Annotated in this window: 16 protein-coding genes and 1 pseudogene; 5 read left to right on the top strand and 12 right to left on the bottom strand. The window is 72.2% G+C overall.

From position 1 onward, the window contains the following. Positions 1-5: 5 nt before the first annotated feature. The 3 genes from G339_RS0104150 to G339_RS0104140 all read right to left on the bottom strand — a co-directional run bounded on the left by G339_RS0104150 (position 6) and on the right by G339_RS0104140 (position 2,275). Positions 6-458, bottom strand: a complete 453-nt coding sequence (locus G339_RS0104150; RefSeq protein ID WP_019629817.1) for a hypothetical protein — start codon at positions 456-458, stop codon at positions 6-8. A gap of 90 nt (positions 459-548) precedes the next feature. Beyond that, complete coding sequence (locus tag G339_RS0104145; protein ID WP_019629816.1) at positions 549-1,712, bottom strand: acyl-CoA dehydrogenase family protein; 1,164 nt, start codon at positions 1,710-1,712, stop codon at positions 549-551. Beyond that, positions 1,712-2,275, bottom strand: coding sequence for a carboxymuconolactone decarboxylase family protein (locus tag G339_RS0104140; RefSeq protein WP_019629815.1), 564 nt, complete (start codon positions 2,273-2,275; stop codon positions 1,712-1,714). The genes G339_RS0104145 and G339_RS0104140 overlap by 1 nt, the downstream gene beginning before the upstream one ends. 112 nt (positions 2,276-2,387) lie before the next feature. On the opposite strand from G339_RS0104140, the gene G339_RS40220 reads away from it, so the two are divergent. After that, on the top strand, positions 2,388-3,956 hold the full coding sequence (locus G339_RS40220) for a phosphotransferase family protein (protein WP_019629814.1): 1,569 nt from the start codon (positions 2,388-2,390) through the stop codon (positions 3,954-3,956). Here the strand turns inward: G339_RS40220 and G339_RS36385 are convergent. From G339_RS36385 to G339_RS38515, 3 genes are all read right to left on the bottom strand, one after another. Further along, positions 3,953-5,032 (bottom strand): glycoside hydrolase domain-containing protein, encoded by a 1,080-nt coding sequence (locus G339_RS36385; RefSeq protein WP_019629813.1) that lies wholly within the window; start codon positions 5,030-5,032, stop codon positions 3,953-3,955. The genes G339_RS40220 and G339_RS36385 overlap by 4 nt on opposite strands. A gap of 229 nt (positions 5,033-5,261) precedes the next feature. Further along, complete coding sequence (locus tag G339_RS39700) at positions 5,262-5,981, bottom strand: DUF6368 family protein (RefSeq protein ID WP_019629812.1); 720 nt, start codon at positions 5,979-5,981, stop codon at positions 5,262-5,264. 174 nt (positions 5,982-6,155) lie between these two features. Further along, entirely contained in the window at positions 6,156-6,590 is a 435-nt protein-coding gene (locus G339_RS38515; RefSeq protein ID WP_157407342.1) for a hypothetical protein, read from the bottom strand. Between the two features lie 354 nt (positions 6,591-6,944). Here G339_RS38515 and G339_RS40975 point away from each other — a divergent pair. The 4 genes and pseudogenes from G339_RS40975 to G339_RS32480 all read left to right on the top strand — a co-directional run. Then, positions 6,945-7,580, top strand: a pseudogene (locus G339_RS40975) (NAD-dependent epimerase/dehydratase family protein); the annotation flags it as partial. A gap of 33 nt (positions 7,581-7,613) precedes the next feature. Continuing rightward, entirely contained in the window at positions 7,614-7,943 is a 330-nt protein-coding gene (locus G339_RS40970) for a hypothetical protein (RefSeq protein WP_338028915.1), read from the top strand. Between the two features lie 347 nt (positions 7,944-8,290). Beyond that, positions 8,291-9,742: an alkaline phosphatase family protein gene (locus G339_RS0104105; RefSeq protein ID WP_019629808.1), complete on the top strand. Its 1,452-nt coding sequence runs from the start codon at positions 8,291-8,293 to the stop codon at positions 9,740-9,742. A gap of 16 nt (positions 9,743-9,758) precedes the next feature. Beyond that, positions 9,759-10,880, top strand: coding sequence for a beta-propeller fold lactonase family protein (locus G339_RS32480; RefSeq protein WP_019629807.1), 1,122 nt, complete (start codon positions 9,759-9,761; stop codon positions 10,878-10,880). 42 nt (positions 10,881-10,922) lie between these two features. Here the strand turns inward: G339_RS32480 and G339_RS0104095 are convergent, their stop codons facing one another. From G339_RS0104095 to G339_RS0104070, 6 genes are read right to left on the bottom strand one after another with little or no spacing between them, the layout of a single operon-like run. After that, positions 10,923-11,939, bottom strand: coding sequence for an amidohydrolase family protein (locus G339_RS0104095; RefSeq protein WP_019629806.1), 1,017 nt, complete (start codon positions 11,937-11,939; stop codon positions 10,923-10,925). 20 nt (positions 11,940-11,959) lie between these two features. Beyond that, complete coding sequence (locus tag G339_RS0104090; RefSeq protein ID WP_019629805.1) at positions 11,960-12,541, bottom strand: 3-hydroxyanthranilate 3,4-dioxygenase; 582 nt, start codon at positions 12,539-12,541, stop codon at positions 11,960-11,962. Between the two features lies 1 nt (position 12,542). Then, on the bottom strand, positions 12,543-12,968 hold the full coding sequence (locus G339_RS0104085) for a RidA family protein (RefSeq protein ID WP_019629804.1): 426 nt from the start codon (positions 12,966-12,968) through the stop codon (positions 12,543-12,545). Further along, the gene (locus G339_RS0104080) at positions 12,965-13,708 is read right to left on the bottom strand and encodes a 2-keto-4-pentenoate hydratase (protein ID WP_019629803.1); all 744 of its coding nucleotides are present in this window, start codon (positions 13,706-13,708) and stop codon (positions 12,965-12,967) included. Before G339_RS0104080 ends, G339_RS0104085 begins: the two co-directional genes overlap by 4 nt. Beyond that, positions 13,705-14,529: a 2-keto-4-pentenoate hydratase gene (locus tag G339_RS0104075; protein ID WP_019629802.1), complete on the bottom strand. Its 825-nt coding sequence runs from the start codon at positions 14,527-14,529 to the stop codon at positions 13,705-13,707. The genes G339_RS0104080 and G339_RS0104075 overlap by 4 nt, the downstream gene beginning before the upstream one ends. Positions 14,530-14,537: 8 nt before the next feature. Continuing rightward, positions 14,538-15,971 carry a 2-hydroxymuconic semialdehyde dehydrogenase gene (locus G339_RS0104070; RefSeq protein WP_019629801.1) on the bottom strand — a complete coding sequence of 478 codons (1,434 nt, stop codon included), beginning with the start codon at positions 15,969-15,971 and terminating at the stop codon, positions 14,538-14,540. Between the last annotated feature and the right edge of the window lie 117 nt (positions 15,972-16,088).

Below are 16,088 nucleotides of genomic sequence, written 5' to 3'. Positions count from 1 at the left end.
CGTCGTCACAGCGCGAACCAGTGCGGCAGTCGTGCCCCCAGCACCACGCTCCCCTGGAACCCGATGCGCCCCGTCCGGACGGCGATGAGCGAGTTCAGCCGGCCCGCTCCCAGCCGGATCAGCGTCGGCGCGCTGAGCGTGAGCGTGACGCGGGCGCGGGCCGCCGAGCCGGGCCTGGCTTCGGCCCATTCGCCGAAGAACGCGGTCTGGTAGCGGAGCGTGCCGCCTTCGGGCGCGGCGACGTCCCACTGGACGATGCCGCGCCGCCCGCTGCCGGGGACGAACCGGACGCACAGCAGGTCGAAGACGCGGTCGAGGACGACGCCGGTTCCGGCGTCGGCGACGAGGCGCGCGATGCCCGCGTCGTCCATGCCGGGGATGTCGAGGAGTCTGCGCAGGTCGCGGGGCCCGTCGAGCCGGTCGAGCGGTCCGGCCGGGACGGTGGTGGTGCGGGGCATGGCCCTCCCAATCATCCCATCAATGCATGGGACATTACATGGCGGTCCATATATAGAGGGAAGGCGAGCCGGTCGTCAATCCACCGGCCGTCAGCCCAGCGCGCGCAGGATGCGCCGCGCCGTGCTCTGGACGTGGACCTCGTCCGGCCCGTCGTACAGCCGCGCCTCGCGGGCGTGCCGGTACATCCGCGACAGCGGCGTGTCGTCGGTGAGCCCGGCCGCGCCGTGGACCTGGACGGCCCGGTCCACGACGTCGTGCAGCATCCGCGCCCCGACGACCTTGACGACGCCGATCTCGACGCGCGCCTGGTCGCCCGCGTCGATCCGCTCGGCCGCCTGCAGCGTCAGCCCGCGCGCCGCCTGGATCTGCGCGTACGACTCGAACACGTGCTGCTGCATGAGCTGCTTCGCCGCCAGCGGCTCGCCGAACGCCGACCGCGCCCCGAGCCGCGCGCACATCAGCTCGAACGCGCGCTGCGCCTGCCCGAGCCAGCGCATGCAGTGGAAGATCCGGCCGGGGCCGAGCCGCTCCTGGGCGATGGCGAACCCCTGCCCGCGCGGGCCGAGCAGGTTCCCGGCGGGCACCCGGACGTCCTCGTAGGCGACCTCGTAATGGCCGCCGTGCAGCCCGAGCACCGGCGTCTCGCGGACGATCCGGTACCCCGGCGCGTCCGTCGGCACGATGATCATGCTGAACCGGCGGTGCGGCGGCGCGTCGTCCGGCTCGGTGCGGCACATGACGGTCGTGTACGCGGCGTCGGCCGCGCCCGTCGTGAACCACTTGCGGCCGCGGATCACCCAGTGGTCGCCGTCGAGTTCGGCGGTGGTCCGCAGGCCGGTCGGATCGGAGCCCGCGACGTCCGGTTCCGTCATGGCGAAGGACGGCGACACCTCGCCCGCGACCATCGGCGCGAGATAGCGCTCCCGCCACGCTTCGCCCGCGTACCGGTGCAGCATCAGCGAGTCCTGGAGCGTGAACGTGCCGAGCGCGAGCTGCCCCCACTCGCTGCGGCCCTGCACCTCGTTCACGTACACGTAGTCGAGGAACGGCAGCCCGCCGCCGCCCAGCTCGGCGGGGTGGCCGAGCGCCCACAGCCCGGCGGCCTTCGCCGCCGCGCGCAGCTCCGCGAGCGCGGCGCGGGCCGCGTCGCCGCCCGCGTTCAGGACGGGCTCGGCGGGCTCGACGCGTTCGGTCATGAACGCGTGGACGGCGTCGCGGACGTCCCGGACGCGGTCCGGCACGGGGAACAGCATCAGTCCTCCCCGGCCTCGGTGACCGGTTCCGGCCGGTCGTCGAGTTCGAGCCGCAGCGCCTTCGCGATCGTCGCGTGCATCTCGTACATGCAGGTGATGTAGGTGAGCAGCAGGATCTCGGGATCGGTCAGGTGCTCGCGCAGGACGTCGAACACGCCGTCCGCGACACGCCCGCCGTCGAGCACGAGCGCGTCCGTGTACGCCAGGACGGCGCGTTCCAGCGACGAGTAGCAGTCCGCCGTCTGCCAGTGCGGGATCGCGGCGATCTTCTCCTCGGGGACGTTCAGCTCGCGCATCTGCTTGCAGTGCTGCGAGAACACGAACCGGCTGCCGCGCGCCCAGCCCGCGCGGCACTGCCCGAGTTCGCGCAGGACGGGGTCGAGCGCGGCGTCCCGGTAGAGGGCGAAGCCGCGGACGGCGTGCCGGAAGACGTCGGGCGACTGGGCGAAGACCGTCCACCAGTCGCCGGGGGTACCGGTGCCGGGATCGGCCAGCCGGTCGTAGAAGAAGAGAATCCGCTCGTCGGTGACCTCGGCGCGGGGGACCTCGCGCAGACGGGGCATCGTCGTCCTTTCGGCGGGGCGTCGCGCCGGGGTGACTTGACACTGATGTCACATTCGGCCGATTCTCGGATCTTGATCCCGGGGCCGCCGGATTGTCAACCGAGGACGCCTGATGCCCGATCCTGAGCTGGCCGCCGCGCTGGCGGCGTACGGCGAGGTCACCGGCCTGCGGCGGCTCCCGGGCGGGGCGAGCCGGGAGACGTACGCGTTCGACGCCGGGGACCGGCCGCTCATCCTGCGCCGCGATTCGCCCGCTTCGCCCGACGCCGCGGCGATGGCGCGGGAGGCCGCGCTCCTAGCAGCCGCCGACGCCGCGGGCGTACCCGTCCCGCGACTTGTGGACAACGGTCCCGCGCTGCTCGGCGTCCCCTACCTGATCATGGAGCGGCTGCCCGGCGAGACCATCCCGCGCCGCCTGCTGCGCGACGCGCGGTTCGCGGCCGTCCGGCCCCGCCTCGCGCGCGAGCTGGGCCGGATTCTCGCGCGCCTCCACACGATCCCTCCGGCGGCCGTGCCGGGGCTGCCGGACGGCGACCCGCTCACCGACCTCACCGAGCGCTACGCGGGCTTCGACGAGCCGCGCCCCGCCGTCGAACTCGCCCTGCGCTGGCTCGACCGGCACCGGCCCGCGCCCGCGCCGCGCCGCGCCGTCGTCCACGGCGACTTCCGCACCGGCAACCTGCTGATCGACGAGACGGGCGTCCGCGGCGTCCTGGACTGGGAGCTGTCCCACCTCGGCGACCCCGCCGAAGACCTCGGCTGGCTCTGCGTGAAGGCGTGGCGGTTCAGCTCGCCGCACCCGGCGGGCGGCTTCGGCTCCCGCGCCGACCTGCTCGCCGGGTACGCCGAGGCGGGCGGCGCGCCGCCGGACGCCGCCGCGCTGCGCTGGTGGGAGGTCTACGGGACGCTGCGCTGGGCCGTCCTCTGCCGCCACCAGGCCGGGCGGTTCCTGGACGGGTCGGACGCGTCGATCGAGTTCGCCGTCCTCGGGCGGCGGGTCTGCGAGCAGGAGCACGACCTGCTGCTGGCACTGGGGCTGACCGCGCCCGTCACCGTCCCGGACCCGCTCGACGCGGCTGCCAGCGCGGGCGGAGTGCCACGCGACCGGCCCAACGCCGCCACGCTCCTCGACGCGGCGTCCGGTGCGGGCGCGGTGCCGCCGCACGACCGACCGGACACCGCCACGCTGCTCGACGCGGCTTCCAGCGCGGGCTGGGCGCCGCACGACCAGCCCGACGCCGCCACGCTCCCCGACGCGGCTTCCAGCGCGGGCGGGACGCCGCCGCACGACCGACCGGACACCGCCACGCTCCTCGACACAGCTTCCAGCGCGGGCGGGGCGCCGCCGCACGACGGGCCGAACGCCGCAGCGCTGATCGACGCGGTCGGCGCGTTCCTCGACGGCACGCGGCATCCCGACGAGCGCGTCCGCTACCACACGCGCGTCGCGTCGGCCGCGCTGCGGATCGCCCGCCGCGAACTGCTGCTCGGCGACGCGCACCGGGCCGCGCATCAGACCCGGTTGCGCGCCCTCGGGTGCGCCGACGACGCGGATCTGGCGTCGGCCATCCGCACCGGCGCTCTGGACGCGCGGATGGACGAGGTGGTCGCGGCCGTCCGCGCGTCCGTCGTGGACAAGGTCACCGTGGCGAATCCGCGCCACCTGGCGCTGCCCGGTTAGCGCTGGTCCTGGCGGATCGTCCAGCGCCCGGAGATCGCCTTCGGCGCGGGGCGGTCCTTCGCGTCGTCGGCCGCGAAGACCGCGACGGCGACGTACACGTGCTGGCCCTTCGTCAACCCCTTGGAAATCGTTCCGGTGACGAACTGGTCGCCAGTCGTCGCCTGCTGGTCCGCGTGGACTTCGCTCCACATCTTCGCGGACTTGTTGTCCTTCCAGTCGTGGACCTCGTAGCGGAGCTGGAAATAGTCCCCGGGCGCCATTCCCGTGACATGGACGACGGCGTCCATGTCCGCCCAGCTCGACACCGGCGCGACGTACCCGGGGTAGCCCTGCGGGTGCGCCTTGTCGGTATCGCTGTGCGCCTTCTTCGGGTCGCCGTACTCCTCGTCCCAGTTGACGACGGTGAACGTCCCCCACGGAAGGTCCTGCGCCTTGGACTTCCCATAGCTGCTGCGGATCGGCATGTCGTCGTCCTCCTCATGCACCGGGCTGACGCCGACGCGCCACTGCCCGTAATCGCTTTTCACGGCGCGGTCGTAGTCGAGGCCGACGCCGTTGATCGTGTGGTCGTTGGAATACTGCTGGAGCTGCGCGCGGGCGTCCCATTTCCCGCCCGACCACGCGTACGTCTGCCAGCCGTAGGTGATCTTGCCGCTGTCGAAGGCCCGCTTGATCGGCCCGTATCCCGCGTACAGCCCGACGCGGTCCCGCCCGATGACGCTCGCGACACCGTCGAGATAGTCGTTGATCTTCTTCTGCTGCCCGGACGAGGCGTCCCAGTCCACCGCGAAATAGATCGGCCGGTCCCCCGGCATCCCGCACGCCTTAGCCTGCGCGGCGGCGTCCCGCGCGTCCGCGACCCCGCCGGCCCGCCCCGACAGCGCCCGGTCCGCCGCCGACTCCCACACCACGACGACCCAGATCCCGGCCGCCGAAAGCTGCTCGGCCTCCGCCCGCGTCAGGTTCTTCCCGGACGTGTCATGCGACAGATACCGGCACGCGAACGCCACGCCCGCCTTCTCCAACGCCTTGACCCCGGGCCGCCCCCACGCGTAGTCCACCCCGAACACCGACATCTCCCAGCCCCTCTCTCACCCACGACGCCCCGGAGCCACTGCCCACGACACGCACCCCAACACCGAAACCCGCTCCGACCGGCCCATCCACCAACGAACCGCCCGCCCGACGACCAGCATCAGTATCCCGACCAACCAACATCAAGTGACCAACTTCGCCCAACTCACCTACAGAACCACCACAAACAACCCAAATAGGATGTTTCCACCGGCCGCTCGGTGAGCGACGCTAGTCGCCGAAAAGGTGGAAATGCTCGCTCTCCAGCCAGCCACTCAAGAACTCGGCGTCCGCGACATGCACATAACGCATCTCCTCGCCGCACATGGCGTACCCGACCTCGAAAACCCTTCCAAGGAACGACTCGACGAAACGGCGGACCTCACGCCGACGGGACTCCGATTCATCGCCGGGTACGCTCCCGCCGGGGCCGAGAAGACCGTCGAAATCAACGAGCGCGCCGCACTCCCGCATAATCGCCAACGCCAGGCTCGCCACCGCGACCTCGTTCGCCCTACCCGCCTCAGCGGCCCAGACGGCCAGCTCACCGACCGGCGCCGTCCCCACCTGGCTGTAATCATCACCCGGCTGCCTGTCGGCCTCCTGGTACTCCACCGCGAACCCGCCCCGCGCACCACCGACCGCAAGCCGCCCACCGACGAGAAACCGGACGCTGAACCCGGGCTCCATGACGATCTCTTCGGCACCGAGACGCTTCAATATTTCGAGGACGGCCCCCTGTACGCCGCCATCCACCTCCCCGGCGAACCACAGCACCACCGACGGTCCCGCCGCCGCCATCCGCCTCCACCCCGACCTCGGCGCAAAAAACTCGCCCGGCTCAGCGCACCCGACGTCCGCGCATTTTTCAAGTCCACCCTCGAACACGCCGTCCGCGAGGACGAACTCCCACGCAACGTCGCTGGCAACGTCAAGACCACCACGCCCCACCCCAGACGCTTCTAGCCCTCACCGCCGCCGAAGCCCGGCAGTTCCTCCAGGCTGCCGCTAACGACCGCCTGCACGCCCTGTACGAACTCGCCCCCCGCACCGGACTCCGCAAGCGCGCACTCCTCGGCCTTCACCGGAAGACCTGCCGGGTGGGTGGTTCGCGTGCATGCTTGGTCAGTTCAGGGCGCGGGTTGTCCATGCGTCCATGTAGGCGTCTTGTTCGGCTACGGTGCCTACTTTTCTCAGGGGCGCGGGGGCGAAGATGTCGAGGTAGGCGAAGCGGTGGAATGTGAAGGCGATCAGGTTGCGGACGACGTTGAACGATGGACGGCGGTAATGGGGAACGACGTGCGAGGCGCCCGCTTGGGCGCTCATGCTCGTCGGTCGGCAGTTCAGGCGTGCGCCGGCGACGAGGAAGCGAAATCCCTCGGATTCTGGAATTCTTCGCAGGGCGCGGAAAGCCTCGAAGAGTGTTTCGCCTTCGCCGTGCCAGGTCGCGCCCGTCTCGATGGTCGCCGAGATGAGCCACAGTTCGTCTTCTAGTCGGACGTCGAGCAAACATGGGACGTTGTTTCCCTCGACGTCGCGGAGCGCGATCTTCTCGCTCATGTCCACCTCCGGCAAATGGCGTGCCATTATCCGAGCGGATCGCGTTTCGGTCAGCGCCATGAATTCTCCGGCGCCAATGCTGTCGAACCGTCTTCGCTGAGCTCCGGATTCTAGCAAGTGTTCCGTGCTTGCGGATATCACGGCACAGGCGCTGGATCTCTCGTACCGTCGCGCGGGCGTGACCAGCGGGTACTCGGGGCTGATCAACCCGCCGTATGGGTGCGTGAGCATTGGGTGTGGGTGATCGATGCTTCTGCTCACGCAGTTCGTTTGGCTGTGTACGCAGCGTAGGAGTGTGCGGGAGGGGTCAGGTGGTGAGGTTTTGCGGGGGATGGGAGGTGGGATAGGTGGGGGATGCGGGTTCTTGTGCTTGGGGGTAGTGGGTTTGTCGGGCGGAGTGTGGTTGAGGAGGCGGTGGGGCGGGGGGATGTGGTGACGACGCTCAATCGGGGGCGGCGGGCGGGGATTGCGCCGGGCGGGGTTGAGCGGATTCTTGTGGATCGGACTGATGGGCGGGCGCTTGCTGCCGCTGTCGCTGGGCGGGAGTGGGATGTTGCTGTTGATACGTGGAGCGGGGCTCCTGTGGTTGCGCGGGAGGCTGTTCGGGTGCTTGGGGGGCGGGTTGGAAGGTGGGGGTATGTGTCTACCGTTTCTGCTTATTCATGGCCGCATCCGGTGGGGGTTCGTGAGGATGGGGAGACGGTTGAGGGGGATTCTTCGGATGAGTTCGTTGAGGACTATGCGCGGGGTAAGCGGGGTGGGGAGTTGGCTGTTCTCGATGCGTTCGGGGGGTCGGCTCTCGTTGTGCGGCCCGGGTTGATTCTCGGGCCTTATGAGAATGTCGGGCGGTTGCCCTGGTGGTTGCGGCGGGTTGAGCGGGGTGGGGAGTTCTTGGCGCCTGGGGAGGCTGGGGCGCATGTGCAGTTCGTTGATGTGCGCGATCTCGCTCGGTTCACTCTGGGGGCGTTGGAGAGTGGTCTTAGCGGGGTTTTCAATGTGGCCGGGCCGGTGGGTGGGGCGACTATGGGCGAGATTCTCGCGGAGGCCGTCGCGGTGACCGGGAGCCGCGCGGAGGCGGTGTGGGTTCCGGCGGACGTGCTCGCGGATGAAGGGGTCGAGGGGTGGACGGAACTGCCGTTGTGGCTGCCGCCCGGCGCCGAGTTCGAGGGGATGCGGACCGTGGACGCGTCCGCCGCGCGTGCGGCCGGGCTGGTCTGCCGGTCGATGGAGGAGACCGTTCGCGACACGTGGGACTGGTTGCGGGCCGAGGGAGACCCGGAGCCGCGCGCCGGGATCGGGTTGGAGCCGGAGAAGGAGCGGCGGGTTCTGGGGCGGTTCCGCGGGGGCGCGTAGGCGGCCGGGCCGGACGTCGCCCGCGGCGTCGGCTTGGAGGCGCGACCCCGCTCCGGACAATCGTCGGGCCGCGGGGGCGCGTGAGCGCCGGGGTTGGACGGCATCGGACGGGCCGTGGCGGTCCGGCGGGGCGGGTGTGAGGCTTTGTCGTTGGTTTCGGTGTCGCTGACCTGGTGGGACGCGGCGCGTCCCTAGAGTGGGGACGACGCGTGACCCGCCTGTCACGGAGCGCTCGTCAGGCGTGGGTTCGCCTCCTGTTCACGCCCCGTCCCGCAGGTGTCGGGCCGGGGCGTTCATCGTCGGCAGTCGGGTTCCCCCGCGTCCCTCCACAGATGGGAGCACGACCGATGCCCGACTCCGCGCACCTGACCCGGCGGCGGCTGCTGACGGCGGCCGGGACCGCCGCGGCCGCGTCGTTCGCCGCCGAATTCCTGCCGCCCCATGTGCGGCGCGCCTTAGCCTCCGGCCCCGCCCGCGGTTCCGGCCGCCTCGGCGACGTCGAGCACGTGGTGATCCTCATGCAGGAGAACCGCAGTTTCGACCACTACTTCGGGACGATGCCCGGCGTCGCCGGGTTCTCCGATCCGGACGCGGTGACGCTCGGCACCGGCCGTTCGGTCTTCTACCAGCCCGATCCCGCGAATCCGGCGGGGTACACGCTGCCGTTCCACCTCGACACGAACAAGAGCAACGCCCAGGCGATCCCGTCCACCAGCCACGCGTGGAGCGTCCAGCACGACGCGTGGAACGGCGGCCGGATGGACAACTGGATGCTCGCGCACCGCGCCGCCGACGGGGCCGCGAAAGCGCCGTACGTGATGGGCTACTACACGCGCGAGGACATCCCGTTCCATTTCGCGCTGGCCGAGCAGTTCACGGTCTGCGACCACTACCACTGCTCGGTGCTCGGCCCGACGTGGCCGAACCGGCTGTACCTGATGAGCGCGAGCATCGACCCGTCCGGCGAGCACGGCGGCCCCATCACCGGGAACGTCGATCCGACGCCGTACACGTGGAAGACCTATCCGGAGGCGCTGACCGAGAAGGGCGTGAGCTGGAAGGTCTACCAGGAGGTCGACAACTACGGTTGCAATGTGCTGGAGCCGTTCAAGGCGTTCCAGGACGCGCCGACGAGTTCGCCGCTCTACAAGAACGGCCTGCGGACGTATTCGTCCGGCCAGTTCGAGTACGACGCGAAGCACGGAAAACTGCCGACCGTCTCCTGGATCATTCCGACGAGCTACCAGTCGGAGCATCCGAACTACACGCCCGCCGCGGGCGCGGACTTCATCGCGAGCAAGATCGACGCCATCGCGTCGAACCGCGACGTGTGGGAGAAGACCGTCTTCATCCTCAACTACGACGAGAACGACGGCCTGTTCGACCACGTCCCGCCGCCGACGCCGCCCGCCGGGACGCCCGGCGAGTTCGTGGGCGGCCTGCCGATCGGCGGCGGTTTCCGCGTGCCGTGCGTGCTCGTGTCGCCGTGGACTCAGGGCGGCTGGATCGCCGGCGAGAACTTCGACCACACGTCCCCGCTCCAGTTCTTGGAGAAGGTCACCGGTGTGACCGTCCCGAACCTCACGCGGTGGCGGCGGCGGACGTTCGGCGACCTGACGTCCGCGTTCGGCTTCGCGCCGAGCAGGCAGCGGTTCCCCAAGCTCCCGAACACCAAGAAGCCGCTGGCCAAGGCGGTCTCGAACGTCACCGGCCTGCCCGCGCCGCCGCTGCCGGGGGCCGGGGCCGCCCAGAAGAAGCCCGTCCAGGAGCGCGGCTCCCGGCCGCGCCCGCGCCGCTGAGCCGCGAGGAGAGACCATGACGCGAGGATTCAAGCTGGCCGCGGGCGGGATCGCCGCCGCGGCGGTGCTGGCCGCACCGGTCGCGGCGTCGGCGCTGGGGAGCGGGGACGATCCCGACGCCGCCGACACCGAGCAGGGCGTCCCGCCGGGCGCGCCGTCGTGGACGCCGTCGCCGGGCGCGTCCCCGGGCCTGCGCAGCCAGACGCGGACGGGCCCGGGCTACTCGGCGTACGTCGCGCTGGCGGGCAGCGGCCGGATCGCGCGGGTGGACGCGGTCACGCACACGATCGTCTCGACGAGCGTCCGCGCCGACACGGCCGAGGGCGTCGCGGTGACGCCGGACGCGCGCCGCCTCTACGTCGCGGTGACCGGCCAGTACCAGGTCACGGCCGTGGACACCGCGACGGGCGCGAGCCGCGCGATCGTCGTCGGCGCGTACCCGCGCGACGTCGCGGTCGCGCCGGACGGCCGGCAGGCGTACGCGGCGGTCACCGGCGGCGACACGGGCCCCGGCGGCTCGCGCTCGGTCGCGGTGATCGACACCGCCTCCGACCGGGTCGTCCACAAGATCGACGTGGGTTCGGCCCCGCGCCGGGTCGTGTTCGCGCCGGACGGCCGCCGCGCCTACGTCGCCACGGCGAAGGGCGTGTCCGTCATCGACACGGCGAAGGGCAGGGTCACCGCGCGGATTCCGAAGATCACGACCGCGCAGAGCCTCGCCATCAGCCGCGACGGCGCGCGCCTGTTCGCCACCGAGCCGGACGCGAACCGCGTCTGGGTCGTCAACGCCCGCAAGAACACGGTCGCCGGGACGATCACCGGCGGCGCGGAGCCGTGGGCGGTCGCCGTCACGCCGGACGGTAGGAAGGTCTACGTCACGAACATGAACGCCGACTCGGTGGGCGTGTACGACGCGGCGTCCCGCAGGCACCTGAAGGACGTCCGCGTCGGCCGCCTGCCCGCGTCCGCCGCCGCGTCGCCGGACGGCACGGAGGTCTGGGTCGGCAACACGATGACCGGCACGGTGTCGGTGATCGGCACCGAGTCCGACCGGGTCACCGCGACGATCCGGGGCGGGACGGCCAGCGCGACGCTGAACTCCGCGCCGCTCGCCATCGCGTTCGCGAAGAACCCGTGACGCGACCGCGCGGCCGTCCCCCCGAGGGACGGCCGCGCGGCCTCAGACGGCGGCGACGCCCGCGTCCGCCGGGGCGAAGAACGCGGCCGCGTTCCCGCCGAGGATGCGGGCCCGCTCGTCCCCCGACAGCCCCGGGCAGGCCCGGACGACCGAGCCGGGGTCCTGCTCGCCGAGCGGGAACGGGTAGTCGGTGCCGAGCATGACGCGGTCGACGCCCATGACGTCCACGAGCAGCCGCAGCGCGCGCCCGTCGAACACGGCCGAGTCGACGTGGAACCGCTTGACGTACTCCGAGGGCGGGACGGGCGAGTCGGCGCGGACGATGTCGCGGTTGCGCCAGGCGTTGTCGGCGCGGCCGAGCAGGAACGCGAACGACCCGCCGCCGTGGCAGAAGCACAGCCGCAGCGACTCCGGGACGCGCTCGAACGCGCCGGACAGCATCATCGACAGGATGCTGAGCTGCGTCTCGGCGGGCATCCCCGACAGCCACGGGAGCATGTGGCCGCGCATCCGGTCCGCGCCGAGCATGTCCCACGGATGGGCGAGGACGGGCAGGCCGAGGTCCGCGCAGTGCGCGAGGAACGCCAGGATGCCTGGATCGTCCATGTTGCGGTCGCCGACGTGGTTGCCGATGTGGACGCCCCGGTGCCCGGCCGCGGCGGCGCGGGTCGCGGCGGCGCACGCCAGCTCGGTGTCCTGCAGCGGCACCTGGCACAGCGGCAGCAGCCGGTCGGGGGCCTGCGCGCAGTAGTCGAGGATGCGGTCGTTGACGAGGTCGCACCAGTCGGCGGCGCGGGCGGCCTCGGCGCCGTAGCCGAACATCAGCGGCGTGGACGAGACGGCCTGGACGTCGACGCCCGCGGCGTCCATGTCCGCGACGCGGCGGGCCGGGTCCCACAGGCCCTGGTCGACGGGCCGGTACTCCTCGTCGCCGCTCATCATCATGCCGGTGCCGTCGCGGTGGACGCGCAGCCACGGCTCGCCGGCGTCGGCGATCATCCGGCCCCCGGCCCGGCCGAGCCGGGGGAAGACGTGCGCGTGGACGTCGATGACTGTCAAGGGAGTCTCCTGGACGCGCGCTAGCGGCGCGCGGTGCGGGGGGCGGTGCGGGGGACGAGGTCGGCGGGCCACTGCCGGCCGGGGTGGGTCGCGCCGCAGTTCGGGCACGTCCGGTCGCCGTCGTAGAAGGACTCGAACACCGGCGGCAGGTCGTCGACGATCGAGCGGACCTGGAGTTCGGCGCGGTGGACGAGGTGGTGGCACTCGGTGCAGTACCACTCGAACGCCTCCTCCGTCCCCTCCGGCCGTCCGATCTCCACGACGAGCCCGATCGACCCGGCGACGGGCCGCTGCGGGGAGTGCCGGACGTGCGGGGGCAGCAGGAACACGTCGCCCTCGTTGATCTGCACGTCCACGGGCGGCTTGCCCTCTTCCTCCATGACGCGCAGGACCATGTCGCCCTTGAGCTGGTAGAAGAACTCCTCCACCGGGTCGTCGTGGAAGTCGGTGCGCTGGTTGGGGCCGCCGATCACCATGACGACGAGGCCGGACTCGTCCCACACCTGGACGTTGCCGACCGGCGGCTTGAGCAGGTGGCGGTGCTCGTCGATCCACGCGTCGAAGTTGAACGGCAGTCCGTGCGACAGCTTCGGGAGCGTCATGTCAGTTCTCCTTCACCGGGATGTGGGCGACGCACGAGATCTCGATCAGCAGGTGCGGATGCGGGAGCTGGTGGACCGCCACGGTGGTGCGGGTCGGGCCGGTCTCGTCGAAGTACTCCGCGTAGACGTCGTTGTACCCGCCGAAGTCGTTCATGCTGACCAGGTACGTCGTCAGGCTGACGAGGTCGGGGAGGTCGCCCCCGGCCGCGCGCAGCAGGTCGCGGATGTTCTCGATGACCGCGCGGGTCTGCGCGCGGATGTCGAGGTCGGTGACGCCCATCGGGTCGGCGGACGCGCCGACGAAGGTGCCGTCGGGCCGCCGGGAACTCGTCCCGGACACGTACACGAAGTCCCCGGCCCGCTTGACGTGCGGGAACCGGCCGCGCGGCGCGGCCTTGCCCGCGACGGTGATCGCCTCGCCGCTCATCGGGTCGTCACCTCCGCCGCGCCGAGGCCCGAGCCGGTGACGCGGACGTGCGCGCCGCGCGGCAGCGGGACGGCGGCGGTGGCCGCGCCCGCCAGGACGATCCAGCCGGGCTGGAGCGCGATCCCGGCGGCGGCGGCGAGCCGCGCGGCGGCGCGCAGCGACCGGACGGGGTCGCCGAGGATCGCGCCGGACGAACCGGCCTGCACCACGCGCCCGTCGATCTCCATCAGCAGGCCGACGTTGGCGAGGTCGCGGGGCGCGTGCCAGGCCCCGAACCCGTACCCGGCGGCGGACGCGTTGTCCGCGATGACGTCGGGCAGCGCGAACGAGAAGCCCTCGTAGCGGGAGTCCAGGACCTCGAATCCGACGGCGACGCCCGCGACGGCGGACTCGACGTCGGCGGGCGAGGCGACCTCGCGGCCGATGAGGTAGGCGATCTCGGGTTCGACGCGGGGGTGGATGAGGCCGGAGGCGTCCAGGTCGGCCCCGACGTGCATGGCGTCGGTGAGCAGCCCCCAGATGACGTCGTCCACACCCATCTGGACCATCTTCGCGCGGCTGGTGAAGCCCATCTTGACGCCGGTGAGCCGTTCCCCGCGCGCCTCGCGCCGCTTGACGGCGGCGCGCTGGACCTCGTAGGCGGTGGCGACGTCGAGGTCGGCGGCGTCGGTGAGGCGGCCGATGGGGCGCGCGTTCCGGCGCGCGTCGTCCAGGGTGGCGGCGAGCTGTTCGACGGTCACGCGTCCTCCTTCTGCTTGGGCTCCAGCACGGGCGCGAACGCGGCGCGGACGTCGCCCAGCCCCTCGATCCGCGCCTCCAGCACGTCGCCGGGCGCGACCTCGACCATCGGGCCGAGCGCGCCGGTCAGCACGGTGTCGCCCGCGCGCAGCGGCGTGCCGAGCGCGGCGAGCGTGTCCGCGAGCCAGAGCGCGGCGTGCAGCGGGTGGCCGAGGCAGGCGACGCCCGCGCCGGTCGAGACCTGCTCGCCGCGCCGCTCCAGGACCATGCCGCAGCCGCGCAGGTCGACGTCCGCGAGCGCGACGGGCCGGTTCCCGAGGACGTACAGCCCGCAGGACGCGTTGTCCGCGACGGTGTCGGCGAGCGTGATGTCCCAGTCGCGGACGCGGCTGCCGACGACCTCGATCGCGGGCAGCGCGAACGCGGTCGCGCGGATCAGGTCCGCGACGGTGTTGCGCTCGGCGGTCAGGTCGCGGTCCAGGACGAGCGCGACCTCGGCCTCGGCCTTGGGCTGGAGGACGGCCCCGGCGGGGATCTCCGCGCCGTCCGGGACGGCCATGTCGGCGAACAGCGTCCCGAAGTCGGGGCTGTCGACGCCGAGCTGGCGCTGGACGGCGGCGGACGTCAGGCCGATCTTGCGCCCGCTGATCCGGCGGCCCTCGGCGGTCCACCGGTCGGTGTTGGCGCGCTGCACGGCGTAGGCCGCGTCGAGCGTGGTGATCGCGGCGCGCACCGGGTCGCACGGGACGCCGGTCTCCTGCGCGGTGCGCAGCGCGGCGGCGGCGTCCTCGATGGCCTGCGCGGTGGGCGGTTCGGATGTCACGGCGGTCCTCAGAGGTTGACGCAGACGTTGACGGGTTCGGAGAAGAAGTCCAGCGAGTGCTGCCCGCCCTCGCGGCCGATGCCGGAGGCCTTGACGCCGCCGAACGGGGTCCGCAGGTCGCGGATGTTCCAGCCGTTGACCCAGACGATCCCGGCCTCGACGCGCGGCGCGACGCGGTGGGCGCGCGACACGTCGCGGGTCCAGACGGTCGCGGCGAGCCCGTAGGGGCTGTCGTTGGCGAGCCGCAGCGCCTCGTCCTCGGTGTCGAACGGCGCGACGTGGCAGACGGGGCCGAAGATCTCCTCGCGGACGGTCCGGGCGGTGTTCGGCAGGCCGGTCAGCACGGTCGGCTCGACGTAGTAGCCGCCGTCGCGCGCGTCGCCGAACTCCGGGACGCCGCCGCCCGCGACGACCGTCGCGCCTTCCTCCCGGGCGAGCCGGTAGTAGGACAGGACCTTGTCGCGGTGCCCGGCGGAGATCATCGGGCCGTAGTCGCGCAGGGCGCGCGCCCGCTCCCCGAGCCGCGCGACGAACGCGTCGAACACCGGGCGCTCGACGTAGACGCGCTCGGTGCAGAGGCAGATCTGCCCGGAGTGGGTGAACGACGACGCGACGGTCCCGTCCACGGCGGCGTCCAGGTCGGCGTCGGCGAAGACGAGCGCGGGGTTCTTGCCGCCCAGCTCGAACGAGACGGGCGTGACGTGCTTCGCGGCGGTCCGCATGATGGACGCGCCCGTCGCGGACTCGCCGGTGAACGCGATGGCCGACACGCCGGGGTGCTCGGTGAGGAACGCCCCGGCCGCGTCCGCGCCGTGCCCGTGGACGAGGTTGAACGCCCCGGCGGGCAGCCCGGCCTCGTCGATGACGCGGGCGAGGAGCGTCGCGGTGGACGGCGTCTCCTCGGACGGCTTGGCCACGACGGTGTTCCCGGCGGCGAGCGCGGGCGCGACCTTCCACGTCAGCAGGAGCAGCGGCAGGTTCCACGGGGAGATGACGGCGACGACGCCGAGCGGGCGGCGGACCGTGTAGTTCAGCGCCTGCCCGCCGCCGCTCCACGCGGGGACGGCGGTGGCGTACGCCTGCTCGGCCTGCCCGTACAGCAGGTCGGCGTAGGCGCGGAAGTTCCCGGCGGCGCGCGGGATGTCGACGGTGGCGGCGAGGTCGCGGGGCTTGCCGGTGTCGGCGACCTCGGCGTCGACGAACTCGTCGAAGCGGCGGTCGATGCCGTCCGCGACGCGGCGGAGCGCGGCGGCGCGGTCCTGCGGCGAGGCGGCGCCCCACGCGCCGTCGAGGGCGGCGCGGGCGGCGGCGACGGCCTCGTCCACGGTCGCGCGGCCCGCCTCGGGGACCGTCCCGACCTGGCCGCCGTCCACCGGGCTGAGCAGGGGGAACTCCGGCCCGTCCGCGCGGAAGACCCCGCCGACGTAGTGTTCCGCTCGCATGGGCGGCTCCTTCCCCTCGTCCCTCGTTGGCCTGGAACCGATGATGCGCCAGCGGGATATGCCTGTCTAATACTGTTTGTAGGATCGGACATACCGAGACCGTCATATCTTCCGGTG

It is taken from the genome of Actinomadura atramentaria DSM 43919 (assembly GCF_000381885.1).
In the GTDB taxonomy this organism is placed as follows: domain Bacteria; phylum Actinomycetota; class Actinomycetes; order Streptosporangiales; family Streptosporangiaceae; genus Spirillospora; species Spirillospora atramentaria.
The sequence above is the reverse complement of the archived record's forward strand: the minus strand, read 5'-3'. Positions and strand labels throughout refer to the sequence as shown.